The organism is Agromyces subbeticus DSM 16689 (assembly GCF_000421565.1).
Taxonomy (GTDB): Bacteria; Actinomycetota; Actinomycetes; order Actinomycetales; family Microbacteriaceae; genus Agromyces; species Agromyces subbeticus.
Genome location: NZ_ATXG01000012.1, coordinates 1 through 18,181 on the forward strand (window position 1 = coordinate 1; position 18,181 = coordinate 18,181).

An 18,181-nucleotide genomic window follows, 5' to 3' on the forward strand; every position below is an offset into this window, starting at 1 on the left:
TGCTCGATGCCCTCCGACCCGGCGCGGTCACCCGGCTGGCCGGATCGGACCGCTATGCGACCTCCGTCGCCATCTCGAAGTCGCAGTTCGGCCCCGGCGTACCCGTCGCGTTCATCGCCAGCGGCGCGAACTTCCCCGACGCCCTCGCCGGTGCACCCGCCGCCGGCATCAGCGGCGGCCCCATGCTCCTGACCGACCCCAACGCCCTGCCCGACACCATCACAGCAGAACTCGAACGCCTCCAACCGGAACGCATCGTCATCCTCGGCGGCACCGGCACCATCAGCGCCGACGTCGAAGCCCTGCTCGATGCCCTCCGGTGAACCTGCCGGAAACCACGAAAGGCGCGGACCTCACGGCCCGCGGCCCCGGGGCTACTCCCACTCGATCGTGCCCGGCGGCTTCGACGTGACGTCGAGCACGACGCGGTTGACCTCGGGCACCTCGTTCGTGATGCGGTTCGAGATCTTCGCGAGCACGTCGTAGGGCAGCCGGGTCCAGTCGGCGGTCATCGCGTCTTCGGATGAGACGGGGCGCAGCACGATGGGATGGCCGTAGGTGCGGCCGTCGCCCTGCACGCCCACCGAGCGCACGTCGGCGAGCAGCACGACGGGGCACTGCCAGATCTCGCCGTCGAGGCCGGCCTTCGTCAGCTCTTCGCGCGCGATCGCATCGGCCTGGCGGAGCAGATCGAGACGCTCACGGGTAACCTCACCCACGATGCGGATGCCGAGGCCAGGCCCCGGAAAGGGCTGGCGGCCGACGATCGCCTCCGGCAGTCCGAGGTCGCGCCCGATCTGGCGCACCTCGTCTTTGAAGAGGGTGCGCAGCGGCTCGACGAGCGAGAACTGCAGGTCTTCGGGCAGGCCGCCGACGTTGTGGTGGCTCTTGATGTTCGCGGTGCCCGTGCCGCCGCCCGACTCGACGACATCGGGGTAGAGCGTGCCCTGCACGAGGAACTTGATCGGCTCGCCGTCGGCCGCGGCCTCGGCGATCAGGTCGCGCTCGGCCTGCTCGAACGCCCGGATGAACTCCCGGCCGATGATCTTGCGCTTCTGCTCGGGGTCGCTGACTCCGGCGAGCGCCTCGAGGAAGACGTCGGCGGCGTCGACCGTGACGAGGCGCACGCCGGTCGCGGCGACGTAGTCGTTCTGCACCTGCTCGCGTTCGCCCTGGCGGAGCAGCCCGTGGTCGACGAAGACCGCGGTCAGCTGATCGCCGACAGCCTCTTGCACGAGGGCGGTCGAGACCGCCGAGTCGACGCCGCCCGAGAGCGCGGAGATGACGCGCGCCGAGCCGACCTGCTCGCGGATGCGGGCGACCTGCTCGGCGATGACGTTGCCCGAGTTCCAGTCGGCGGGGATGCCGGCCGCGCGGTGCAGGAAGTTCTCGATGACCCGCTGGCCGAACTCCGAGTGCTTGACCTCGGGGTGCCACTGCACGCCGTAGAGGCGCCGCTCGTCGTTCGCGAACGCGGCCACCGGGGTCGACGACGTCGAGGCGAGCACGTCGAAGCCCTCGGGCGCGCGCGACACCGAGTCGCCGTGGCTCATCCACACGGTCTGGCCGGCGGGCTGGCCCTCGAGGAGGGCGTTGCCTGACGCATCCGTCACGGTCGCCTCGGTCGCGCCGTACTCGCGAAGACCGGTGTGCGCGACCTCGCCGCCGAGCTGCGTCGCCATGACCTGGAAGCCGTAGCAGATGCCGAGCGTCGGCACCCCGAGCTGCAGGATGCCCTCGTCGAGTGCCGGCGCACCGTCTTCGTAGACCGAGGACGGCCCGCCCGAGAGCACGATGCCGATCGGGTTGCGCGCGGCGACCTCCGCCGCCGTGATCGTGTGCGGCACGATCTCTGAGTAGACGGATGCCTCGCGCACGCGTCGCGCGATCAGCTGCGCGTACTGCGCGCCGAAGTCGACGACGAGCACCGGCCGTTGCTCGGTGGGCTGATCGGTCACTGCTGGGCCTCCACGGTGTCGGAAGAATCGGTGGTTTCGGATGGCGCGACCTCTGCGACCTCGCGCCGGTCGAGGTACTCGCGCACCTCACGACCGATGCGCGCCTCGAGGAAGAACGAGAGGAACGGCACGATGCCGCCGAGCGCGATGACGATGAACCGGGTGAACGGCCAGCGCATGAGGCTCCAGAGCCGGAAGTCGCTGAAGAGGTAGACGACGTAGAACCAGCCGTGGGCGATGAGGATGCCGGTCGAGAGGTTCGCGCCCGTGCCGGTCGATTCGAGGCCTGTGGCCGTCTCGAGCACCGGCGTGAAGGCGAGCAGGCCCTGGTCGCCGAACGCGTAGAGCTCGAGGTGGAACGCGTACTTCAGGATCATCTCGGCGCAGAGCAGCAGCAGCATGACGCCCGTGATCACCGATGCGACCTGGTAGAACTTCAGCGCCCCGCGAATGCGCGGCAGATCGGCGGATTTCGGCTCGAGGGGCATGAATGCCAGTCTACTCGCCGTCATCGGGCGCCAATCCCGCGATCATGCGGGCGAGCGTTTCGATGGCGGCGTCGATCTCGGCCGTGCCGTCGGGGGACGCCGCGGCACCCGCGACGGCGACCTCGTTGAGCGCACCAGAGATCATCGTCGCCACGGTGCGCAGTCGCTCGGGCGCGATGATGCCCGCCGCCGCCAGCTCGGCGACGCCCTCGTCGAGCAATCGGGCGCTCGACTCGAGGTCACCGGCACGCCAGTCGTCCCAGCCGAGCACCGCCGGCCCGTCGACGAGCAGGATTCGGCGCACGCCCGGCGCGAAGCTCGCCTCGAGGAATGCACGGCACCCGGCCAGGAACGAGGTGAGCGGGTCGGCATCGGCGCCCGCAGCGAGCTCGACCGCGCGAGCGACTTCGCCCTGGGCATGCTCGAGCACGGCTCCGAACAGCGCAGCCTTGCTGCCGAAATGGTGGTAGAGCGCGCCTCGAGTGAGACCAGCGTCGGCCACGAGGTCTTCGAGCGCCACCCCGGCGTATCCCCGCTCGGCGAAGGCTCGCTCAGCGAGGCCGAGGATGAGCGCACGAGTCTGCTCTCGCTGCCGCGCCTTCGTGACCATCGCTCCCCGATCGCTCCACGGCCTGCGTTGCAGGTCTCGACGTTGCTTGACATACACACTGTAGGTCAAGCACGATACATACACACTGTACGTATTTTAGGAGAGGCATCATGAATCTCTATCCCGTTCTCGGCACGACGGATGTCGCGGCCAGCACCCGGTTCTACGTCGAGCACTTCGGCTTCGAGCTGGCCTTCGAGGCCGAGTGGTACGCGAGCCTGCGGCATCCGACACCGCCGCATGCCGAGCTCGGGCTGCTCGACGCCGTGCACGAGACCATTCCGGCTGGATATCGGGTGCCCGCCGCCGGGGTGCTCGTGAACATCGAGGTCGACGACGTCGATGCCCTTGCGACACGGCTCATCGCGGCCGGGGTGCCGGTCGTGCAAGCCCTGCGCAGCGAGGCGTTCGGGCAACGGCACGTCATCGTTCGCGACCCCGGAGGCGTGCTCGTCGACGTGATCACGCCCATCGAACCGAGCACCGAGTTCGTCGCGTCCTTCGCCACGGCAGAGCCGGCCGCCTGAGCGCGGAGACCTGGCCACGGCAGGCGCGACAATGCACCGCCGGCGCTCGAGGCGTGCTACGCCGCGCCGCTGGGCGATCGGTCGACGGATGCCGCGGCCTCGGCCAGCTCGTCGCGCTCGCGTTCGACCGCGTCGCGCACGAGGCGATACCAGAGGTAGACGGCGAACCCGGCGAAGACCGCCCATTCGGCGGCGTAGAAGATGTTGAGCCAGTTCAGCTCTGCGGTCTGCTCGGGCGGCGGCGAGACGATCGCCTCGAGACCCGCCACCGGCTCGCCGGCGGTGACGTAGCCGAAGTAGACCGGACGATCGTCGTAGTCGGCCCACACGTTGATCAGTTGCGCCACGGCGACGGTCTGCATCGCGAACGGGTCTGCGTCGTCGTCGGGCTCCATCGGCGCCTCACTCGGCAGGAAGCGACCGACGAGGGTGATCGGTTCGCCGGAACCGTTCGCGATGTCTGCCTCGAAGCGCTCGACGGCATCACGCGCGGTCTGCTCGTCGGCGGCCCAGCCGAGGGCGACGGGCAGCCCGCCGGGCGTGCCGTCCGTCACCTCGAGGTGAGCGACGGGCCAGAAGCCCGCGACGCCATCGTTCAAGCGGCCCTCGACGATCACGGTGTCTCCGGGCACGACCGTGCCGGTGACCTCCACCGTCTGGGCGGTCGCGGCCTGCTCGGTCGGCTCGTCGGGCTCGGCGACGCCAGCGAACGGCCGCACCTCTTCGGTGGGCCGCTCCACGACGATCGACTGCTCCACGGCACGCTCGAGCTGCCATTGCCCGAGCAGCGCGAAGGCGGCGGCGATGCCGAGCGCCAGCAGCAGTGCAGCCACCCATCGTGGCCGGAGCATCATGTGCAGCAGTGGGCTGCGCGGGTGGTCGGACACGAGGCCCCAGCCTACCCGGCCGAACCTGGCGGAGCGCCGGGAGCACCTCCGCCCGAGGTCTCAGGAACCGCCGGTGATCGGCACGACCTGACCGGTGATCCCCGCGTTCGCCGCCGACGCAAGGAAGACGATCGGGCGCGCGACCTCACGGGCATCGAGCAAGCGCTTGATCGGCGCCAGCGCGCTGTAGTGGTCACCCTCTGCGTCGGTGACGAACCCGTTCGTGTCCGTTCGCGTCAGGCCGAGCAAGGCGACATTCGAGAGGATGTCGCCGCTCGCCCCGAGGCTGAACGCGGCAGATCGGTTGAAGCCATGCAGCGCCGCTTTGGCCGTGGCGTAGTACTCCGCCCCCTCGGCTCCATCGCGGGCGAGGCTCGACGACAGATGAACGATGCGCCCCCACCCGCTCTCGCGCATGAGGGGCGTCACCGCGCGAGTCATCCGCACGGCGCCCTCGATGTTGGTCTGCAGGGTTCTCGTCCATCGTTCGTCGGGCGTTGTCTCGAACCCCTCGGCCGTCCAGTCGGCCTTGCCCCATTCGACAGCGCTGTGCACGAGCGCGTCGACCCGCCCCGTTGCGCGTACAGCGGCGGCGACGAGGGCATCCGCCGAACCGGGATCTGCCATGTCGTACTGCACGGCGATCGCTCCACCGCCGATCTCGTCCGCGAGTTCTCCGGCCTGCTCGCGTCTACTCCGGTAGCTCAACACCACCTTCGCGCCCTCCGTGGCGAATGCACGAGCGACTTCGCGCCCGATCCCGCCCGAGGCTCCCGTCACGATCACTGTGCGCCCGTTGATTCCGAGGTCCATCCTCGCTCCTCCCATCCGGCGATCGAGCCGACCGCCTTCCGCCAACTCTCCGCGGCCGAGACGGCGGGTGGGAGACTGGCTTGAGGCTGGCCCCAGCAGGGTCACCTTCCGCGATCCGAGCGCGCGTAGGGTGGGCTCGTGAGCGAAACAGGGCTCGGCGAATTCATCCGTGAGCGGCGCGATGCGATCGCCCCTGCCGAGGTCGGCCTCCAGACCGGCAGCCGGCGCCGCGCCCCCGGACTGCGCCGCTCAGAACTTGCGATGCTCGCCGATATCAGCGTCGAGTACCTCACGCGACTCGAGCAGGGACGCGACCGGCATCCATCGGCGCAAGTGCTCTCCGCGCTCGGCGAGGCCCTCCGCCTCTCACCGGCCGAGCGAGCGCACCTGCGGCTGCTGTGGAAGGCCGCAGGCGGGGGCGATCTGCTCTGCGCCGCAGCCGAGCCGCCGGCACGCGATCTCCGTCCGACCGTGCGTACGCTGTTGCACGGTCTCGAGCCCGCGCCGGCCTTCGCGATGAACCGCCTCGGCGACATCCTCGCTGCCACACCGGCATTCGCACGTCTCGTCGCACCGCTCGGGGTGCTCGACGACGACACGCCGAACCTCCTGCGTTACGCGTTCACCGATCAGCGGGCGCTGCAGGCGTTCCCTCGCTGGGCGTGCGTCGCCGACCATCTCGTCAACAGGCTTCGCACGATCGCGCCGTCCGACCAGCACACCGCCCACCTCGTCGAAGAGCTGACCGTCACGGGCGGGTCGGCCTTCGTCACCCGTATGGCGGCGCCGATCGTCGTCGCACGCTCTGCAGGAGTTGTCGAGATGCACCACCCCGATGCCGGCTCGCTGCGACTCGCATTCGAATCCATGGAACTCCCCGCGGACGACGCGCTGCAGCTCGTCGCCCTGCTGCCCGCCGACGAGGCCGCAGTGTCGGCGCTCGACCGCATCGGCCGGCGCGGGCCGCGGCGACTTCAGGTGGTCTGAGCGCGATCAGTCGACCTTCACGATGTCGGGCGCCTCGAGACGCACCCGATCGGCCGATTCGTCGTCGGGCTGCTCTTGCGAGGCGCGCTCGGCGGCGACCCGTTGCAGGTACCGCTCGACCTCGAGCGTCTGCCGCGCGTCGTCCCAGCCGAGCACCCCGGCCATGAGCCTCGCGGCCACCGGCGCCGCCGAGACTCCGCGGTCCCAGGCCTCGATCGAGATGCGGGTGCGGCGGGCCAGCACGTCGTCGAGGTGCAGCGCGCCCTCGTGCGAGGCCGCGTACACGACCTCGGCACCGAGGTAGTCGTCGGCTCCGGGCAGCGGCTCGCCGAGTGACGGGTCGTCGCGGATCAGGTCGAGCAGCTCATCGGTCATCGTGCCGTAGCGATTCAGCAGGTGCTCGATGCGCACCTTGTGCACCCCGAACGCCGAGGCGATCTTGCCGCGCTTGTTCCAGGCGGCCTGATACCCCTCGGCGCCGAGCAGCGGAATGTCTTGAGTGGTCGATTTCGGCACCTTGCCGTCGAGCGCGTCGGCGGCCGCGTCGATGGCGTCTTTCGCCATCACCCGATAGGTGGTCCACTTGCCGCCGGCGATCACGACGAGGCCGGGCACGGTGTGCGCCACGAGGTGCTCGCGCGAGAGCTTGGAGGTCTGGTCGCTCTCGCCGGCGAGCAATGGCCGGAGGCCCGCGTAGACGCCCTCGACGTCTTCGCGGGTCAGCGGAACGGCGAGCAGCGCGTTGACGTGCTCGAGGAGGTAGTCGATGTCGGCCGCCGTGGCCGCCGGGTGCGCCTTGTCGAGGTTCCAGTCGGTGTCGGTCGTGCCGATGAGCCAGTGCCGCCCCCACGGAATCACGAACAGCACGCTCTTCTCGGTGCGGAAGATCATGCCCATCGCCGACTGGATGCGATCGCGCGGCACCACGAGGTGGATGCCCTTCGACGCTCGCACCTTGAACGTGCCGCGTTCACCGACCATGCGCTGCGTGTCGTCGGTCCACACGCCGGTCGCGTTCACGACCTGCTTCGCGCGGATCTCGAAGTGCTCGTCGGTCTGCAGGTCGTGCGCCTTCACGCCGACGACGCGCTCGCCGACCTTGATGAAGCCCTCGACCTTGACGCGACTCGCGACGTGCGCGCCGTAGAACGACGCGGTGCGGGCGAGGGATGCCACGTAGCGGGCGTCGTCGACCTGGGCGTCGTAGTAGGTCAGGCCGCCGACGAGCGCGTCTTTGGCGAGCGACGGAATGGCGCGCATGACCTGGCGCTTGGAGAGGTGGCGGTGGTGCGGCACGCCCGGCGGGCGCCCGCCCGTGTAACTGAAGACGTCGTAGAGCAGCATGCCGGCGCCCACGTAGATGCGCTCGAAGAAGCGCATCTTCAGCGGGTAGAGGAACCGCACGGGCTTCACGAGGTGCGGCGCGATGCGCTGCAGCAGCAGGCCGCGTTCGATGAGCGCCTCGCGCACGAGCCGGAAGTCGAGCTGTTCGAGATAGCGGATGCCGCCGTGCACGAGCTTCGACGAGCGGCTCGAGGTGCCCGACGCCCAGTCGCGGGCCTCGAGCAGGCCGGTCGAGAGCCCCCGGGTCACCGCGTCGAGCGCGGACCCCGTGCCGACGATGCCGCCGCCGACCACGAGGATGTCGAGCTCTTTCTCTTTGAGCCGCGCGATCGCGGCATCACGCTCCTCGGGCCCGAGCTTGGTCGAACGCGTCACCGACTTGAGTCTCGCCATCGTGGCACCCCATCCCCGCGGCCTCACGGCGGGGCCGCACGATCCGATTCCCACGCTACCCGAGCACCGGCCCCGGCGCTATGGAGCGCGCGGGTCGGCTCGACTACTCGCCCTGGTACGGCGCGACGACCACGTCGACGCGCTGGAATTCCTTCAGGTCGGAATACCCGGTGGTCGCCATCGAGCGCTTGAGCGCGCCGATCAGGTTCGTGACGCCATCGGCCGAGGGCGCAGGCCCGTACAGCACCTCTTCGAGCGGTGCGACCTGGCCGACGTGCACGCGCTGGCCGCGCGGCAGCTTCGGGTGGTGCGCCTCGGCGCCCCAGTGGTAGCCGCCGCCCGGGGCATCCGTCGCCCGCGCGAGCGCCGCACCGAGCATGACGGCGTCGGCACCGCAGGCGATCGCCTTCACGATGTCGCCCGACTTGCCGACGCCGCCGTCGGCGATCACGTGCACGTAGCGACCGCCCGACTCGTCGAGGTAGTCACGGCGCGCGCCGGCGACATCCGCCACGGCCGTGGCCATCGGCGCGTGGATGCCGAGCGTCGCGCGCGTCGTCGACGCCGCTCCCCCGCCGAAGCCGACGAGCACGCCGGCGGCACCCGTGCGCATGAGGTGCAGGGCGGCGGTGTAGGTCGCTGCGCCGCCGACGATCACGGGCACGTCGAGCTCGTAGATGAACTTCTTGAGGTTCAGCGGCTCTTGATTCTTCGAGACGTGCTCGGCCGAGACCGTGGTGCCGCGGATCACGAACAGGTCGACACCGGCGGCCACGACGGTCTCGTACAGCTCTTGCGTGCGCTGGGGCGAGAGTGCGCCGGCGACGGTGACGCCGGCCGCACGGATCTCGGCGAGGCGCTGCGAGACGAGCTCGGGCTTGATCGGCTCGGAGTAGAGCTGCTGCATGCGCGCGGTGGCACGCTCCGGCGTGAGGTTTCGGATCTCGGCGAGCACGGGCTCGGGGTCGTCGTAGCGGGTCCAGAGGCCCTCGAGGTCGAGCACACCGAGACCGCCGAGCTGGCCCATCATGATCGCGGTCTGCGGCGACACGACGGAGTCCATCGGGGCGGCGAGGAACGGGATGTCGAACTGGTACGCGTCGATCGACCAGCCGACCGACACGTCTTCGGGGTCGCGGGTGCGCCGGCTCGGCACGATCGCGATGTCGTCGAAGGCGTACACGCGCTGGCCCCGCTTGGAGCGGCCGATCTCGATCTCCTGGGTCACCACTCAACCCTACCCAACGCGCTCGCCCGCTCCTTCGCCGGTGCCGTCATCGGGCGCGCGCCACACGGGGCTCGTCCCACACCGGGGCATCCGACTCGTAGACCTCGCCGTCGGTGCCGAAGACCAGGAACCGGTCGAAGCCGCGAGTGAACCAGCGGTCGTGGGTCACGGCGAGCACCGTGCCCTCGAAGCGCGACAGCCCCTCTTCGAGCGCCTCCGCCGAGACCAGGTCGAGGTTGTCGGTCGGTTCGTCGAGCAGCAGCAGCGTCGCCCCCGAGAGCTCGAGCAGCAGGATCTGCAGGCGCGCCTGCTGGCCGCCCGACAGCGAGTCGAAGTTCTGCAGCGCTGATGCCGCGAGCCCGTAGCGATCGAGGGCCGAGCTCGCGGCCTCTCGCGCCATGCCGTCGCGATTCGCATCGCCGCGGTGCAGGATGTCGAGGAGCGTGCGCCCACGGTACTCGGGGTGCTCGTGGTTCTGCGCGAACCAGCCGGGCACCACTCGAGCACCGAGCACCGCCCTGCCGCCGTGCGGCACTCGTGCGAGCGTCTCGCCGACCGTCGTGATGTGACCGAGCGTTCGATCGGGTTCGGTGCCGCCGCCGGCGAGCAACCGCAGGAAATGCGACTTGCCCGATCCGTTCGAACCGAGCACCGCGACCCGGTCGCCGAACCAGACCTCGAGGTCGAACGGCTTCATGAGTCCCGTCAGCTCGAGCCGTTCGGCCACGACGGCGCGTTTGCCGGTGCGCGAGCCGCGCAGGCGCATCGAGACCGCCTGGGCCGGCGGGCGCTCCTCGGGCGGGCCCGCCTCCTCGAACTTGCGCAGCCGGGTCACCGCAGCCTGATAGCGCGACGCCATGCCGTCGTTGTAGGTCGCCTTGACCTTGAGGTTCGCCACGAGCGTCTTCAGCGCGACGTGCTGCTCGTCCCATCGCCGGCGCAGTTCGTCAAGGCGCGCGAAGCGCTCGTCACGAGCCCGGTGGTAGTTCTCGAAGCTGCCGCCGTGCACCCACGCGGTGTTGCCGGCCGCGCCGACCTCGAGGGTCACGATGCGGTCGGCGGCGCGGGCGAGCAGCTCGCGGTCGTGCGAGACGAGCAGCACGGTCTTCGGGGTCGCCCGCAACTGCGCCTCGAGCCAGCGCTTGCCCGGCACGTCGAGCGAGTTGTCCGGCTCGTCGAGCAGCAGCACCTGCTCGGGGCCACGGAAGAGGGCCTCGAGCGCGAGGCGCTTCTGCTCGCCGCCCGAGAGCGTCGCGAGGTCGCGCCACTTCGCCCGCTCGAACGGGATACTGAGCGCGGCGATCGTGCAGTGGTCCCACACGACCTCCTGGTCGTAGCCGCCGGCCTCCGCATACTCGGCGAGCGCGTTCGCGTACCGCATCTGGGCCGCGGTGTCGTCGCGTTCGATGATGGCGTTCTCGGATGCCTCGAGCTCGATCGCCGCCGCACGGATGCGGGTCGGCGCGACCGAGACGAGCAGGCCCTGCACTGTGGCATCCGTGCCCTCGATCGTGGCCCCGGTGCCGACGAACTGGTCCATGACGCCGAGCCCGCCGTCGACCTGCACGCTGCCCTCGTCTGGTCTGAGCGACCCGCGGATGATGCGCAGCAGCGTGGACTTGCCCGCGCCGTTCGCACCGATGAGGGCGGTGGTCGCGCCATCCGTCACCCGGAAGGCGAGGTCGGCGAGCAGCGGCCGGCCGTCGGGGAGCGAGAAGGAGACGCCGTTGACGTCGATGAGACCCATGCGAATGTCCGTTCGGTTCGCGGCCGGGCTCTTGCCCGATTCCGCACCGCCCGATGGGCAGCCGACCAGACTAGCGGTTCGGCGCCGCCCCCTGCCACCGACGGCCGTTCTACGGCAAGCTGGAGACATGCAACGCACCTCAGCAGAGCCTCTCGACGCCCTCCGCACGCGAACCAGCGCGAAGTGGCGCCTCTACCCCGACGACGTGCTGCCGCTGCCCGTCGCCGAGATGGACTACCCGCTCGCCGAGCCGATCGCCGCGGCACTGCACGCGGCGATCCGTCGCTCCGACACCGGGTACATCGCCGGCAGCCGCCCGGTCGCCGAGGCGTTCCAGGGCTTCGCCGCAGCGAGGCTGGGTTGGGAGGTCGACCCCGCGCGCGTCACGTGCACGGCCGATGTCAGCATGGGCATCGTCGAGGTGCTGCGCCGCGTGACCGCGCCGGGTGACGGCGTCGTCATCACCCCGCCGATCTACCCGCCGTTCTTCGACCTCGTGACCGAGGCCTCCGGTCGGGTCGTCGAGGTGCCGATGCTCGGCGGCATCGACGAGGGCTGGGCGCTCGATCTCGACGGCATCGATGCGGCGTTCGCGGCAGGTGCCCGGGCGATGGTGCTCTGCAATCCGCACAACCCGATCGGCCTGGTTCCGGATGCCGCGCAGCTGGCCGCCCTCGCCGAGATCGCCGCCCGGCACGGTGCCACGATCGTCGCCGACGAGGTGCACGGCCCGCTCGTGCAGCCCGGAGTGGACTACACGCCGTTCCTCACCGTCTCCGACGCAGCCCGCGAGCACGGCGTGACGGTGACGGCGGCGACGAAGGCGTTCAACATCGCCGGGTTGAAGGCGGCGCTCATCGTCACCGCGAGCGATCGCGGCGACCGCGTGCGTGCTGCCCTGCCCTACGAGGTCGAGTGGCGCATGAGCCAGTTCGGTTCGATCGCCTCGATCGCCGCGTTCCGCGAAGGCGGCCCGTGGCTCGACGGTGTGCTCGCGAGCCTCGACGACAATCGGCGCCTGCTCGCCGAGCTGCTCGCCGACGAGCTGCCGGGAGTGCGCTACCGCATGCCCGACGCGACCTACCTCGCCTGGCTCGACCTCTCGGCGCTCGGCTGGGGCGACGACCCCGCCGCCTTCGCACTCGAGCACGCGAGGGTCGCGCTCGGCATCGGTCCGACGTTCGGCGCGAGCGTCGGCACGGGCCATGCACGACTCAACTTCGCGTGCACGCCCGAGGTGCTGAGCGAGGCGATCACGCGGCTCGCCGACGCGCGGGTCGGCTGAGCCTCACCTCGTGTAGTTCGGCGCCTCGACCACGATCTGCACGTCGTGCGGGTGCGATTCCTTCAGCCCGGCGGGCGTGATGCGCACGAACCGGCCCTTGGCCTTCAGCTCGCCGATCGTGCGCGCGCCGACGTAGAACATCGACTGCCGCAAGCCGCCGATGAGCTGGTAGGCCACGGCAGACAGCGGGCCGCGGTAGGGCACCTGGCCCTCGATGCCCTCGGGAATCAGCTTGTCGTCCGACGGGACATCCGCCTGGAAGTAGCGGTCCTTCGAGTACGAGGTCTTCTGGCCGCGGGTCTGCAGCGCACCGAGCGACCCCATGCCGCGGTAGGCCTTGAACTGCTTGCCGTTCTGGAAGACGAGCTCGCCCGGGCTCTCGGCCGTGCCGGCGAGCAGCGAGCCGAGCATGACGGTGTCTGCACCGGCGACGAGCGCCTTCGCGATGTCGCCCGAGTACTGCAGGCCACCGTCGGCGATGAGCGGCACACCGGCGGGCTTCGTGGCCTTGGATGCCTCGTACACGGCCGTGATCTGCGGCACGCCCACACCCGCGACGACGCGGGTCGTGCAGATCGAGCCGGGACCCACGCCGACCTTGACGGCGTCGGCACCGGCATCGACGAGCGCCTGGGCACCCTCGCGCGTTGCGACGTTGCCGCCGATCACGTCGATGTGCGCGAACGTCGTGTCGGTCTTCAGCCGGCGGATGATGTCGAGCACTCCGGCCGACTCGCCGTTGGCGGTGTCGACGACGAGCACGTCGACCCCGGCGTCGCGAAGCGCCTCGGCGCGCTCCCATGCGTCGCCGAAGAAGCCCATGGCGGCGCCGACCCGCAGGCGCCCCTCGGTGTCTTTCGTCGCGTTGGGATACTGCTCGGACTTGTCGAAGTCCTTGACGGTGATGAGACCGGTGAGCCGCCCGTCTTCATCGATGAGCGGCAGCTTCTCGATCTTGTGCTTCGCGAAGATCGCGAGCGCCTCGTCGGGGTTCATGCCGACGCGACCCGTGATGAGCGGCATCTTGGTCATGACCTCGCTCACGGCGGTGGTCGGCTTCTCGAAGTCGGAGACGAAGCGCATGTCGCGGTTCGAGATGATGCCGACGAGCTTGCCGTCGGTGTCGACGACCGGCAGGCCGCTCACGCGATAGGTCGCGCAGAGCGCGTCGACATCGGCGACGGATGCCTCGGGCGTCGTCGTGACCGGATTGGAGACCATGCCCGACTCGCTGCGCTTGACCCGGTCGACCATGTCGGCCTGGTCGGCGATCGAGAGATTGCGGTGCAGGATGCCGATGCCACCCTGGCGGGCCATGGCGATCGCCATGCGCGCCTCGGTGACGGTGTCCATCGCCGCGGAGAGCAGCGGGGTCGCGACGTTGATGCGACGCGTGAGTCGCGACGTCGTGTCGGCTTCACTCGGGATCACGTCGGTGTGGCCAGGCAGCAGGAGGACGTCGTCGTAGGTGAGTCCTGTGAGTCCGAACGGGTCGGCCTGGTCCATGTCGCTCCTCTTGTCGAGATCTGCTGAAACACCGCGAACCACTGGTCAGGTCCGCAGTACCAATGTTAAGCGAGTTTGCATCGCGAGCATTCCCGGATAACAATCGAACGCCGTTTGCCTCACGCGTGAAACGTATGAGACATAATCGGCACGTACTGTCGACGACGTTGTCGACAGGTAAGGACCGAACCCCGAACGGCCACCAGCCTGACGGGGCGCCCTTGGAGGTGCAGTGAAACCCACACGAACGCTCGCCCATCGGTCTCCAGGGAGGTGGCTCGTTCTCCTCGGAATCCTCGTGTCCGCACTCACTCTGTCCGGCATCGCAGCGTCCCCTGCGATGGCGGAGGATGGGAGTACGGCCCAGGAATCCGAAGAGTTCGAATACTTCTTCACGGGGAACGTGCAATTCGATCGAGAACCGCTCGAAGGCGTGCAGATCACGGTCGAAGGCGGCGGCTTCGAAGCCGAAGCCGAGACCGACGCCGAAGGAAAATGGCGCATCGGCGTGCCTGAAAAAGGCGAGTACAAGGTCACGCTCGACGAAGACACCCTCCCCGAGGGCGTCGTCGTCGCGGAGGGCGGGTCCACGATCAACGCCGAGTTCGGCCTCACGAAGCTGAAGGCCGTGAACTTCTTCCTCGGCGAGGGCGAGCGCACGACCACCTCCTTCGGCGCGCAGTTGCTCGAGCGAACGATCAATGGCCTGAACTTCGGGCTACTGCTCGCGCTCGCCGCCATCGGCCTCTCCCTCATCTTCGGCACGACCGGGCTCTCGAACTTCGCCCACGCCGAGATGGTCACCTTCGGCGCCCTGATGGTGCTGAGCTTCGGCGTCGACCTGGCCTGGCCCATCTGGCTCGCCATCGCCGTCGCGCTCGTGCTCAGCGCGGCGCTCGGTTGGGGTCTTGATGCGGTGATCTGGAAACCGCTCCGCAAACGCGGGGTCGGGCTCATCCCCCTCATGATCGTGAGCATCGGTCTCTCCCTCGCGATCCGGTACACCTACCAGTTCTTCTACGGCGGAGCGACCCGGCAGCTGCCGGGCGCCACCGCCCCGAAGGAGCTGTCGTTCGGTGGGGTGCAGCTCTCGTGGATCGACGTCGGCAGCATGATCGTCTCGGTCGTGGTGCTGCTCGCCGTCGCCTACTTCCTGCTGAAGACCCGCATCGGCAAGGCCACTCGCGCTGTCTCCGACAACGCGAGCCTCGCCTCCGCGAGCGGCATCGACGTCGACCGGGTCATCCGCATCGTCTGGGTGCTCGGCGCGGCGCTCGCCGGCCTCAGCGGCATCCTGTGGGCCTACTTCCGTCCCGGCGTCAGCTGGGACATGGGCTTCCAGATCCTGCTGCTGATCTTCGCCGCGGTCACCCTCGGCGGTCTCGGCACCGCATTCGGCGCCCTCGTCGGCTCCCTCATCGTCGGTCTCTTCATCGAGATCTCGACGCTGTGGCTGCCGAGCGACCTGAAGTACGTGGGCGCGCTCGTCGTGCTGATCCTCGTGCTGCTGTTCCGACCGCAGGGCATCCTCGGTCGCCGCGAGAGAATCGGCTAAGGAGGACCGACCATGATCGACTGGACTCAGATCTTCTCCAACGCGGCGCAGGAGCTCATCAGCCCTGTTACCGCGGCATACGCACTGGCGGCCCTCGGCCTCGCGGTCCACTTCGGATACACGGGACTGCTGAACTTCGGCCAGGCCGGGTTCATGGCGCTCGGCGCCTACGGCTACGCCATCTCGGTGCTCTCGTTCGGCCTCCCCGTCTGGGCGGCCGTGCTCGTCGGCATCGGCGCGTCCGTCGTGTTCGCGCTGATCCTCGGCATCCCGACCCTGCGACTCAGAGCCGACTACCTCGCGATCGTGACGATCGCGGCCGCCGAGATCCTGCGGCTCATCTTCACGACGAACACGTTCGACGCTCTCACGGGATCCGCGAGCGGCCTGCAGGGCTACAAGGGAGGCTTCGCGGATCTCAACCCGATCCCGAAGGGCACCTACGGCTTCGGGCCGTTCGAGTACAACGAGTACGACTGGTGGGTCCGCATCGTCGGCTGGTCGCTCGTCGTCATCATCGCGCTCCTCACGTGGCTCATCATGCGCAGCCCATGGGGCCGCGTCATCAAGGGCATCCGCGAAGACGAGGACGCGGTTCGCGCCCTGGGCAAGAACGTCTACTCCTACAAGATGCAGAGCCTCATCCTCGGTGGTGTCTACGGCACCCTCGCCGGCATGATCTTCGTGCTCCCTCGAGCGGTCGTTCCGGCCAACTACCAGACGTCGCTCACCTTCTTCGTCTACGCGATCCTGCTCCTCGGCGGGGCCGCCACGATCCTCGGGCCCATCATCGGCTCGATGATCTTCTGGGTGCTGCTCTCCTTCTTCTCGGGCTTCATCTCCCGGGCGGTCGAGGCGGGCTGGCTCCCGTTCATGACGCAGGTGCAGGCCGGACAGCTCCGGTTCATCCTCGTCGGCATCGCGATCATGTTGATCGTGATATTCAGGCCCCAGGGCATCTTCGGAAACAAGAAGGAGCTGGCCTTTGTCAAGTGATGTCACTCCCACGTCCAAGCCGGTGAAGACCACGGGTCTTCACATTGGCGCCGCAGAACCCGGTTGCCGCAAGGTCGACCCGATTCTCGTCGCCGACGGCGTCACCCGCACCTTCGGCGGCCTCACCGCGGTCGATGTCGACCACGTCGAGATCCCCCGCGGTGCGATCACCGCACTGATCGGCCCGAACGGCGCCGGCAAGACCACGTTCTTCAACCTGCTGACGGGCTTCGACAAGCCCGACACGGGCACGTGGTCGTTCGAAGGTCGCTCGCTCGCTCATGTGCCGGCCTATCGGGTCGCCCGCATGGGACTCATCCGCACCTTCCAGCTGACGAAGGCGCTGGGCCTGCTCACGGTGCTCGACAACATGAAGCTCGGCGCGAAGAACCAGAGCGGCGAGAACCTCTTCCGCTCGGTCCTGCCGTTCCTCTGGCGCAAGCAGGAGGTCGAGATCGAGGCCAAGGCCATGGAGCTGCTCGCCCGCTTCAAGCTCGACGCCAAGAGCACCGACTACGCCGCGAGTCTCTCGGGCGGGCAGCGCAAGCTGCTCGAGATGGCTCGGGCCCTCATGAGCGACCCCACGCTCGTGATGCTCGACGAGCCGATGGCCGGGGTGAACCCGGCGCTGACGCAGTCACTGCTCGATCACATCCTCGACCTGAAGTCGCAGGGCATGACCGTGCTGTTCGTCGAGCACGATATGCACATGGTGCGCCACATCGCCGACTGGGTGGTCGTGATGGCCGAGGGCCGCATCGTGGCCGAGGGCGATCCGCACACCGTCATGGAAGACCAGGCCGTGATCGACGCGTACCTCGGCGCCCACCACGACACCGATCTCGGCGCGACCGACACGGAGAACGTCGAAGTCCTGAAGGAGCTCATCGATGACGAACAGTAATCCCGCTCCGGGCGCGGTGCTCGAGCCGGTCGGCGACATGGTCGTCGAGGTCGATGCCGTCACGGCCGGGTACCTGCCCGGCGTCAACATCCTGAACGCGTGCTCGCTGCAGGCCAGACAGGGTGAGCTCATCGGCATCATCGGCCCAAACGGGGCCGGCAAGTCGACCCTGCTGAAGGCGATCTTCGGCCTCGTGAAGGTGCGCGAGGGCACGATCCGCCTGAACGGCGAAGAGATCACGAACCAGAAGGCGAACAAGCTCGTCGCCAAGGGCGTCGGCTTCGTGCCGCAGACGAACAACGTGTTCCCGTCGCTGACCATCCAGGAGAACCTCGAGATGGGTCTCTTCCAGAAGCCCAAGGGGCTGAAGGAGCGGCTCGAGTTCGTCACCGAGATCTTCCCCGAGCTCGGCAAGCGACTCGGCCAGCGGGCAGGCTCGCTCTCGGGCGGTGAACGCCAGATGGTGGCGATGTCGCGCGCGCTCATGATGGGACCGCACGTCATGCTCCTCGACGAGCCCAGCGCCGGCCTCTCGCCCGTTCGTCAAGACGAGGCGTTCCTTCGCGTGAAGGAGATCAACCGCGCCGGCGTCACGACGATCATGGTCGAGCAGAACGCGCGTCGCTGCCTGCAGATCTGCGACCGCGGTTACGTGCTCGACCAGGGCCGAGACGCCTACACGGGCACCGGTCGCGACCTGCTGAACGACCCGAAGGTCATCGGCCTCTACCTGGGCACGCTCGGGCAGGACTGACCGCCCTCGGGCGTGAACCACCGAAGGGGCGGATGCTGCGGCATCCGCCCCTTCGCTGTTCCCCGCGCGGCCGCGTGCGCGCCGCTGCGCCCCGCTGCGCCCCGCTGCGCCTGGCGGCGCCACCAGGTGGGCTGCGAGTGGCCGCAGCGACCCGTCAGCGCCAGTCAGTGCCTATCGCGCCCCGCCCTGCTCCTTGCAT

Annotated in this window: 17 protein-coding genes; 8 read left to right on the plus strand and 9 right to left on the minus strand. The window is 69.1% G+C overall.

Going from position 1 to position 18,181, the window contains the following annotated elements; genetic code table 11:
• Positions 1–323 (plus strand): cell wall-binding repeat-containing protein (locus H521_RS23650; RefSeq protein WP_040424774.1); only part of this gene is annotated, 323 nt, incomplete at its 5' end.
• A gap of 51 nt (positions 324–374) precedes the next feature.
• On the opposite strand, the gene guaA is transcribed toward H521_RS23650, so the two are convergent.
• From guaA to H521_RS0114855, 3 genes are read right to left on the minus strand one after another with little or no spacing between them, the layout of a single operon-like run.
• Positions 375–1,958, minus strand: a complete 1,584-nt coding sequence (gene guaA, locus H521_RS0114845) for a glutamine-hydrolyzing GMP synthase (RefSeq protein ID WP_022893815.1) — start codon at positions 1,956–1,958, stop codon at positions 375–377.
• Positions 1,955–2,446, minus strand: coding sequence for a DUF3817 domain-containing protein (locus tag H521_RS0114850; protein WP_026482328.1), 492 nt, complete (start codon positions 2,444–2,446; stop codon positions 1,955–1,957). The genes guaA and H521_RS0114850 overlap by 4 nt, the downstream gene beginning before the upstream one ends.
• 10 nt (positions 2,447–2,456) lie before the next feature.
• Positions 2,457–3,056, minus strand: coding sequence for a TetR/AcrR family transcriptional regulator (locus H521_RS0114855; RefSeq protein ID WP_022893817.1), 600 nt, complete (start codon positions 3,054–3,056; stop codon positions 2,457–2,459).
• Positions 3,057–3,166: 110 nt separating this feature from the next.
• Between H521_RS0114855 and H521_RS0114860 the strand changes: the two genes are divergently transcribed.
• The gene (locus H521_RS0114860) at positions 3,167–3,583 is read left to right on the plus strand and encodes a VOC family protein (protein WP_022893818.1); all 417 of its coding nucleotides are present in this window, start codon (positions 3,167–3,169) and stop codon (positions 3,581–3,583) included.
• Positions 3,584–3,639: 56 nt separating this feature from the next.
• Here the strand turns inward: H521_RS0114860 and H521_RS0114865 are convergent, their stop codons facing one another.
• Both H521_RS0114865 and H521_RS0114870 read right to left on the minus strand, forming a co-directional pair.
• On the minus strand, positions 3,640–4,470 hold the full coding sequence (locus H521_RS0114865) for an SURF1 family protein (protein WP_040424775.1): 831 nt from the start codon (positions 4,468–4,470) through the stop codon (positions 3,640–3,642).
• A 60-nt stretch (positions 4,471–4,530) separates the two neighbouring features.
• Positions 4,531–5,283 (minus strand): SDR family NAD(P)-dependent oxidoreductase, encoded by a 753-nt coding sequence (locus H521_RS0114870; protein WP_022893820.1) that lies wholly within the window; start codon positions 5,281–5,283, stop codon positions 4,531–4,533.
• Between the two features lie 138 nt (positions 5,284–5,421).
• Here H521_RS0114870 and H521_RS0114875 point away from each other — a divergent pair, with 138 nt between their 5' ends.
• The gene (locus tag H521_RS0114875) at positions 5,422–6,270 is read left to right on the plus strand and encodes a helix-turn-helix domain-containing protein (RefSeq protein WP_022893821.1); all 849 of its coding nucleotides are present in this window, start codon (positions 5,422–5,424) and stop codon (positions 6,268–6,270) included.
• A gap of 6 nt (positions 6,271–6,276) precedes the next feature.
• Here H521_RS0114875 and H521_RS0114880 read toward each other — a convergent pair whose 3' ends face one another.
• From H521_RS0114880 to H521_RS0114890, 3 genes are all read right to left on the minus strand, one after another.
• Positions 6,277–8,007 (minus strand): glycerol-3-phosphate dehydrogenase/oxidase, encoded by a 1,731-nt coding sequence (locus tag H521_RS0114880; RefSeq protein ID WP_022893822.1) that lies wholly within the window; start codon positions 8,005–8,007, stop codon positions 6,277–6,279.
• Positions 8,008–8,110: 103 nt separating this feature from the next.
• Positions 8,111–9,235, minus strand: a complete 1,125-nt coding sequence (locus tag H521_RS0114885; RefSeq protein WP_040424778.1) for a GuaB3 family IMP dehydrogenase-related protein — start codon at positions 9,233–9,235, stop codon at positions 8,111–8,113.
• Between the two features lie 46 nt (positions 9,236–9,281).
• A complete protein-coding gene (locus tag H521_RS0114890; protein ID WP_022893824.1) occupies positions 9,282–10,982 on the minus strand; it encodes an ABC-F family ATP-binding cassette domain-containing protein in 1,701 nt (566 codons plus the stop codon).
• Positions 10,983–11,109: 127 nt separating this feature from the next.
• Here H521_RS0114890 and H521_RS0114895 point away from each other — a divergent pair, with 127 nt between their 5' ends.
• Positions 11,110–12,267, plus strand: coding sequence for a MalY/PatB family protein (locus H521_RS0114895; RefSeq protein ID WP_022893825.1), 1,158 nt, complete (start codon positions 11,110–11,112; stop codon positions 12,265–12,267).
• 3 nt (positions 12,268–12,270) lie between these two features.
• On the opposite strand, the gene guaB is transcribed toward H521_RS0114895, so the two are convergent.
• Positions 12,271–13,773, minus strand: a complete 1,503-nt coding sequence (gene guaB, locus H521_RS0114900) for an IMP dehydrogenase (RefSeq protein ID WP_022893826.1) — start codon at positions 13,771–13,773, stop codon at positions 12,271–12,273.
• Between the two features lie 403 nt (positions 13,774–14,176).
• On the opposite strand from guaB, the gene H521_RS0114905 reads away from it, so the two are divergent.
• From H521_RS0114905 to H521_RS0114920, 4 genes are read left to right on the plus strand one after another with little or no spacing between them, the layout of a single operon-like run.
• Positions 14,177–15,328 carry a branched-chain amino acid ABC transporter permease gene (locus H521_RS0114905; protein ID WP_425393596.1) on the plus strand — a complete coding sequence of 384 codons (1,152 nt, stop codon included), beginning with the start codon at positions 14,177–14,179 and terminating at the stop codon, positions 15,326–15,328.
• 15 nt (positions 15,329–15,343) lie between these two features.
• Positions 15,344–16,324 (plus strand): branched-chain amino acid ABC transporter permease, encoded by a 981-nt coding sequence (locus tag H521_RS0114910; protein ID WP_026482332.1) that lies wholly within the window; start codon positions 15,344–15,346, stop codon positions 16,322–16,324.
• Entirely contained in the window at positions 16,314–17,228 is a 915-nt protein-coding gene (locus tag H521_RS0114915; RefSeq protein WP_026482333.1) for an ABC transporter ATP-binding protein, read from the plus strand. The genes H521_RS0114910 and H521_RS0114915 overlap by 11 nt, the downstream gene beginning before the upstream one ends.
• Positions 17,215–17,982, plus strand: a complete 768-nt coding sequence (locus tag H521_RS0114920; RefSeq protein WP_026482334.1) for an ABC transporter ATP-binding protein — start codon at positions 17,215–17,217, stop codon at positions 17,980–17,982. The genes H521_RS0114915 and H521_RS0114920 overlap by 14 nt, the downstream gene beginning before the upstream one ends.
• Positions 17,983–18,181: the final 199 nt, after the last annotated feature.